Genomic DNA, 5,144 nt, shown 5'->3' on the forward strand with positions numbered 1-5,144 from the left:
CCTCGGCGCCGTAGACCGTGGCGATGGCATTGATCATCAGGTTTTCGAGCTCCAGCGTCTCGACCAGGTCCGAGTTCCAGATCATCGAGCGGTCGAAGACCTTGACGTCCTTGAGCTCGCTCCAGATTTGAGAAACGCGCTTGCAGCCATTTTCCAGCGATTCCTGCGTGCGGAACACCGCCGCGTCTTCCTGCATCGCCCGCTGCATCTTTTCGCGCAGCGCCGCGGTCGGGGTCGAGCCGCTGGCGTGGCGCAGCTTGTCGAAGCGATCCATGATCTTGTCGACCGATTCCTGATTGGGCGACGCAATCGCCGACTTGCGATCGATCACCTGGCCGGCGCGGATTGCGGCCGCGCGGCCGAACACGACCAGATCGATCAGCGAGTTGGAGCCGAGCCGGTTGGCGCCATGCACGGAGGCGCAGCCGGCTTCGCCCACGGCCATCAGGCCGGGCGACACGCGGTCGGGGTTGTCGAAGCTCGGATTTAGCGCCTCGCCCCAATAATTGGTCGGCACGCCGCCCATATTGTAGTGGACCGTCGGCAGCACCGGGATCGGCTCCTTGGTCAGGTCGACGCCGGCGAAGATCTTGGCCGATTCCGAGATGCCCGGCAGCCGCTCGTGCAGCACCGCCGGATCGAGATGGTCGAGATGCAGGAAGATGTGGTCCTTGTTCTTGCCGACGCCGCGGCCCTCGCGGATCTCCAGCGTCATGCAGCGCGAGACCACGTCGCGCGAGGCGAGGTCCTTGGCCGACGGCGCGTAGCGCTCCATGAAGCGCTCACCCTCGGAATTGACGAGATAGCCGCCCTCGCCGCGCGCGCCTTCGGTGATCAGGCAGCCGGCGCCGTAGATGCCGGTCGGGTGGAACTGCACGAACTCCATGTCCTGCAGCGGCAGCCCGGCCCGCGCGGCCATGCCGCCGCCGTCGCCGGTGCAGGTATGCGCCGAGGTGGCGGAGAAATAGGCGCGGCCATAGCCGCCGGTCGCCAGCACCACCATCTTTGCCGAGAAGCGGTGGATGGTGCCGTCGTCGAGATTCCACGCCACCACGCCGGTGCATGTGCCGTCCGGCTCCATGATCAGGTCGAGCGCGAAATACTCGATGAAGAACTGCGCGTTGTTCTTCAGCGACTGGCCGTAGAGCGTATGCAGGATGGCATGCCCGGTGCGGTCGGCGGCGGCGCAGGTGCGCTGAACCGGCGGGCCGTCGCCATAATTCATCATGTGGCCGCCGAACGGCCGCTGATAGATCTTGCCCTCTTCGGTGCGCGAGAATGGCACGCCGTAATGCTCGAGCTCATAGACGGCGGCCGGCGCCTCGCGCACCATGTATTCCATGGCGTCGACGTCGCCCAGCCAGTCTGAGCCCTTGACCGTGTCGTACATGTGCCACTGCCAGGAATCTGGGCCCATGTTGGAGAGCGAGGCGGCGATGCCGCCTTGCGCCGCGACCGTGTGCGAGCGTGTCGGAAACACCTTGGTGATGCAGGCGGTGCGCAGCCCCTGCTCGGCCATGCCGAGCGTGGCGCGCAACCCGGCGCCGCCGGCGCCGACGATCACCACATCGAATTTGTGATCGACAAAGGTGTAGGCCGAAGCCGTGCTGGCTGTGTTTGCGCTGGCCAAGACGTCAGCCTCCGAATGCGAGTTTGAGCAGAGCGAAGAGCGAGGCGACGCCGACTGCTATTGAGAAGAATGTGTTGAGGGCGATCAGCGCCAGCTTCATGCCCTCGCCATGCACATAGTCCTCGATGATGACCTGCATGCCGATCCGCATGTGGTAGAGCGCAGAAATCAGCACCAACGACAGCACCAGCGCCACGAAGGGGTTCGCGAGCGACGCCCGCACTTCAGCATAGCCGTGGCCGTTGAGGGCGATCAGGAAGCCGACGAAGAACAGGATGAGCGGGATATTGGCCACCGCCGTCAACCGCTGGCGCCAGAAATGGCCGGTACCCTCACGCGCCGAACCAAGGCCGCGAACCTTCCCGAGCGGCGTGCGCATGTCCGAATTCTTTGCGGTCATCAGAGTGCCCCCCGCGCCATGTAGCCCGCGATCCAGATCAATAGCGTCAGCACGATCGAGCCGGCGAGCGTTGCCCATGCGATCCTCGAGGCGGTGTGTTTTTCGAGCCCGGCGCCGGTGTCCCAGACGAGATGGCGCAACCCGCCCAGCATGTGGTGCATCAGCGCCCAGGTGTAGCCGAACAGGACCAGCCGGCCGAGCCAGGAGCCGAAGGCCCAGTTGACCCAGTCGAACGCAGCCTGCGAACTCGACGCAGCGATCAACCAGGCCGCCACCAGGAGCGTGCCGAAATAGAGCGCGCCGCCGGTGATGCGATGGATGATCGACATCGTCATCGTGATCGGGGGCCTGTAGATCGTCAGGTGCGGCGAAAGCGGCCGTTCACGTCTGGCAATTGCGCGGGTGGCTGGTGATTTGCTCATGGCTCCCCCAGATCGGCGTTCCTGAGCCGCGAAGGATGCGGCTTTTGCCGCCACGACATAGGGCCTCGGATAGCGGGTTTCTAATGCGCTTTTTGCACCGCGTCAAAGCCGGAAAATCGTTTTGGAAACGTCATTTAGTCTGACAAAACGGGGAAATTCAGCTTCAATCGATTAGCGGCCGATCTGCAGCCGGCGCAACGTCGCTGCGGTGCAATAAATCCGTTATCTTTTGCAGCTCTGCGGCGTGGACCCCTTCTTCATCACCAGCGCCTCGCGACCGTCGATCACGATTGCGTCATGCGTCGCCGCTTCCTGATAGCGGCTGGTCTGGTTGGCGGGCGACGCTGGAAACACTTCGGCCGAGCCATCCGGCCCGAGCACGCGCAGCGACGAGCCGAGATTTTGGATGGTGATCATGCCGCCGTCGCCGCACCTGTAGGTGGCCGTTCCGACGCCGGCTCGCGGCATGGTCAAGTCGGTGGTGATTTTGGTTGCGGGTGGCGAAGCTGTTGTCGATGTCTTGGGCGTTGCGGCAGCTCCAGCCCCGGGAGCGACGGGTTGGCTGCTTGGAACGGGCGAGACTGTTGGCGATAAAGTATTCGCCGCCTTCGGCACGCCGTCCTGCGGCACGCAGGCCGCAGCCGCAAGAAGCAGCGGAACAACGAGCGACACCCAAATCGCGCGGCCAAACATCATGTGCTGCCCCTTTCGTGCGCGGCACGCTAGCCACGCAATGCGCCAAGATCAAGCTCGCCTGGGTCGGCTGGGCCGGGACGGGGCGATGGACGGAGTGGAAGCCAAGGCGCCGAAATTAACCATGTTCATTAAGTTCCCCTCCTGAAGCCTGTCTGCCCCTTAACAAAGGTTAAGAAAGGGTTAATTTCCGATTCGCACGACGTTTGCAGGGCGATCCCGAGGGTCGCACCGTCCAAGGGAGAGCGACATGCGTTCGAATTCAGTGCGGGCAGGCCTGGCGGTCGCGACGCTGGCTGCACTTGCCACCGCCATTGCTGTGCCGGCCGAAGCCGGCCTGCGCCATCACGACCGCGTCTATGCCGATTCCTTCGGCAATCTCGTCATCGACAGCGCCGCCGGCTACAAGCGCATCATCGTCGGCGAGGGCCGGCACGCCAAGCAGCTCTCGAACTTCACCGGCGCCGGCCAGCCAGATGTCATCTACGATTCCGACGCTGCCGGCGCCCCGGGCTGCTACCAGCCGCCGGTCTTCATCAAGGGCCGTTCCTATATGTACGGCCTCTCCGACGGCGAGATGCCCAACCTCAGCCCCTGCCGCTGACCGCCGCCGTGAACTGCTGGCGCGCGGTCCCGAGCGAGACGCGCACGCAGTCGCGGCCGGCATTCTTGGCTGCGTAAAGCGCTTCGTCGGCGCGCCGCAGCAGATCTGAAAAATCCTCATCCACGGCAAGCTCGGCGACGCCGAAGCTCGCGCTGCAGCGATGATCGGCGGGCAGGCCTTCGATCGGCAGGCCGCCAAAGGCGCTGCGCGCGCCTTCCGCGAACAATCGCGCGGCAGCGAGATGGGTACCGGGCAGGATGATGGCGAATTCCTCGCCGCCGATGCGGCCGGCGACGTGATGCTAGGCCGCCGCCTCGCGCAGCAAGCCTGCGAAGGTCTCGATGACACGATCGCCGCAGGCATGGCCGTAGCTGTCGTTAATCCTCTTGAAGTGGTCGAGGTCGGCGATGACCAGCGCCACCGGTACGCCCCGGCGCACCGCATCCCGCAACGCCAGCTCGGCATGGCGTTCGAAACCGCCGCGGTTGAGGAGCCGCGACAGCGTGTCCGTCTCCGATTTCGACATCGCCTCGGCCAGCACGTCGCGCACCAGGATGGCGAGCGCGAGCAGCGCCAGCGCCAGACCGAACACGGTGCCAAGCGACTGCGACACCAGCGCATAACCCGTCTGCACATAGGATTGCGGATTGGCGCCCCAGCCGCCGAGCGCGCCGGCGATGAAAGGCTTTGATGCGAACTGCAGGGCGCTCGCCGCGAGCACGAGCATCAGGAGGTGATCGAGCCGCTCGAGCCGCTGCCTGGAGGACAGCACGATGCCAAGCGCGGTGCACTGCATGGCCGCATAAGGAAGCTGATAGGCCAACATGCGGGTGAGCGAGTATCGCGGCAGGTCCTGCACCAGATAGACGGCGGCCGAGGCCACGGCCAGGAAGACCAGCATCGGCGCCCAGGGCGGCGTCACGCCATATTTGTGGGCAACCCCGCCGTTGAAAGCGATGGTTGCGCCGAGGAAGACAGCGAAGGCCATGACAACCGGCAGCCGGGCATCGGCAAAAGCGGGGATACTGAACTCGATGGCAAAATAGGCCATGCCGAGCAAATAGCCGAAAGCCAGCCAGCGCGCCGACACACGCCCGACGTCGTGGACGGCGATCGCCGCGAAGGCCGCGGCCAACAGCCCGGCGACGAGCAGATTGATCACCAGGATGAAATCAGCGCTGCCCATGTTCCCTTCGAAGCCCCCCGGGCAGAAAACCATCGACGGGCGAAAAACACGTTAACGTCCGTCGCCTTCGGGCAGTGATGTTGGCTGTTGTCAGGTGCTCTGGAGCCTGCGATTTTCAGCCGACGCTCACCGCTTCGGGCACGAAGGCGGTTTCGGGGCGCTCGTAGGAAAGGCGGACGCTGTCGCGGCCATTCCTCTTGGCCTTGTAG

At 64.7% G+C, this 5,144-nt stretch carries 6 protein-coding genes and 1 pseudogene; 2 read left to right on the forward strand and 5 right to left on the reverse strand.

Annotated elements, in window-relative coordinates; translation table 11 throughout:
* The 4 genes from sdhA to EOA79_RS34320 all read right to left on the reverse strand — a co-directional run.
* Nucleotides 1–1,630, reverse strand: a 1,630-nt coding sequence (sdhA, locus tag EOA79_RS29440; RefSeq protein ID WP_128293538.1) for a succinate dehydrogenase flavoprotein subunit, incomplete at its 3' end; no start/stop codon positions are given.
* Nucleotides 1,631–1,634: 4 nt separating this feature from the next.
* A complete protein-coding gene (gene sdhD, locus EOA79_RS29445) occupies nt 1,635–2,030 on the reverse strand; it encodes a succinate dehydrogenase, hydrophobic membrane anchor protein (RefSeq protein ID WP_066991857.1) in 396 nt (131 codons plus the stop codon).
* Nucleotides 2,030–2,452 carry a succinate dehydrogenase, cytochrome b556 subunit gene (sdhC, locus tag EOA79_RS29450; RefSeq protein WP_067322933.1) on the reverse strand — a complete coding sequence of 141 codons (423 nt, stop codon included), beginning with the start codon at nt 2,450–2,452 and terminating at the stop codon, nt 2,030–2,032. The genes sdhD and sdhC overlap by 1 nt, the downstream gene beginning before the upstream one ends.
* 222 nt (nt 2,453–2,674) lie before the next feature.
* The gene (locus tag EOA79_RS34320) at nt 2,675–2,920 is read right to left on the reverse strand and encodes a hypothetical protein (RefSeq protein WP_336618886.1); all 246 of its coding nucleotides are present in this window, start codon (nt 2,918–2,920) and stop codon (nt 2,675–2,677) included.
* Between EOA79_RS34320 and EOA79_RS34325 the strand changes: the two genes are divergently transcribed.
* Both EOA79_RS34325 and EOA79_RS29460 read left to right on the forward strand, forming a co-directional pair.
* A complete protein-coding gene (locus EOA79_RS34325; protein ID WP_336619658.1) occupies nt 2,919–3,293 on the forward strand; it encodes a hypothetical protein in 375 nt (124 codons plus the stop codon). The two genes, EOA79_RS34320 and EOA79_RS34325, sit on opposite strands and share 2 nt — an antisense overlap.
* 102 nt (nt 3,294–3,395) lie before the next feature.
* A complete protein-coding gene (locus tag EOA79_RS29460; RefSeq protein WP_095825185.1) occupies nt 3,396–3,749 on the forward strand; it encodes a hypothetical protein in 354 nt (117 codons plus the stop codon).
* Here EOA79_RS29460 and EOA79_RS29465 read toward each other — a convergent pair.
* Nucleotides 3,733–4,935 (reverse strand): annotated as a pseudogene (locus EOA79_RS29465) (GGDEF domain-containing protein). The gene EOA79_RS29460 and the pseudogene EOA79_RS29465 overlap by 17 nt on opposite strands.
* Between the last annotated feature and the right edge of the window lie 209 nt (nt 4,936–5,144).

This window comes from Mesorhizobium sp. M1A.F.Ca.IN.020.03.2.1 (assembly GCF_004023205.1).
Classification (GTDB): Bacteria; Pseudomonadota; Alphaproteobacteria; order Rhizobiales; family Rhizobiaceae; genus Mesorhizobium.

Excerpts from the sequence above, each read along its gene's own strand:
- sdhD (WP_066991857.1), bottom strand. The coding sequence starts at position 2,030 with ATGACCGCAAAGAATTCGGACATGCGCACGCCGCTCGGGAAGGTTCGC.
- EOA79_RS29460 (WP_095825185.1), top strand. The coding sequence starts at position 3,396 with ATGCGTTCGAATTCAGTGCGGGCAGGCCTGGCGGTCGCGACGCTGGCT.
- EOA79_RS34325 (WP_336619658.1), top strand. The coding sequence starts at position 2,919 with ATGGTCAAGTCGGTGGTGATTTTGGTTGCGGGTGGCGAAGCTGTTGTC.
- EOA79_RS34320 (WP_336618886.1), bottom strand. The coding sequence starts at position 2,920 with ATGCCGCGAGCCGGCGTCGGAACGGCCACCTACAGGTGCGGCGACGGC.
- sdhC (WP_067322933.1), bottom strand. The coding sequence starts at position 2,452 with ATGAGCAAATCACCAGCCACCCGCGCAATTGCCAGACGTGAACGGCCG.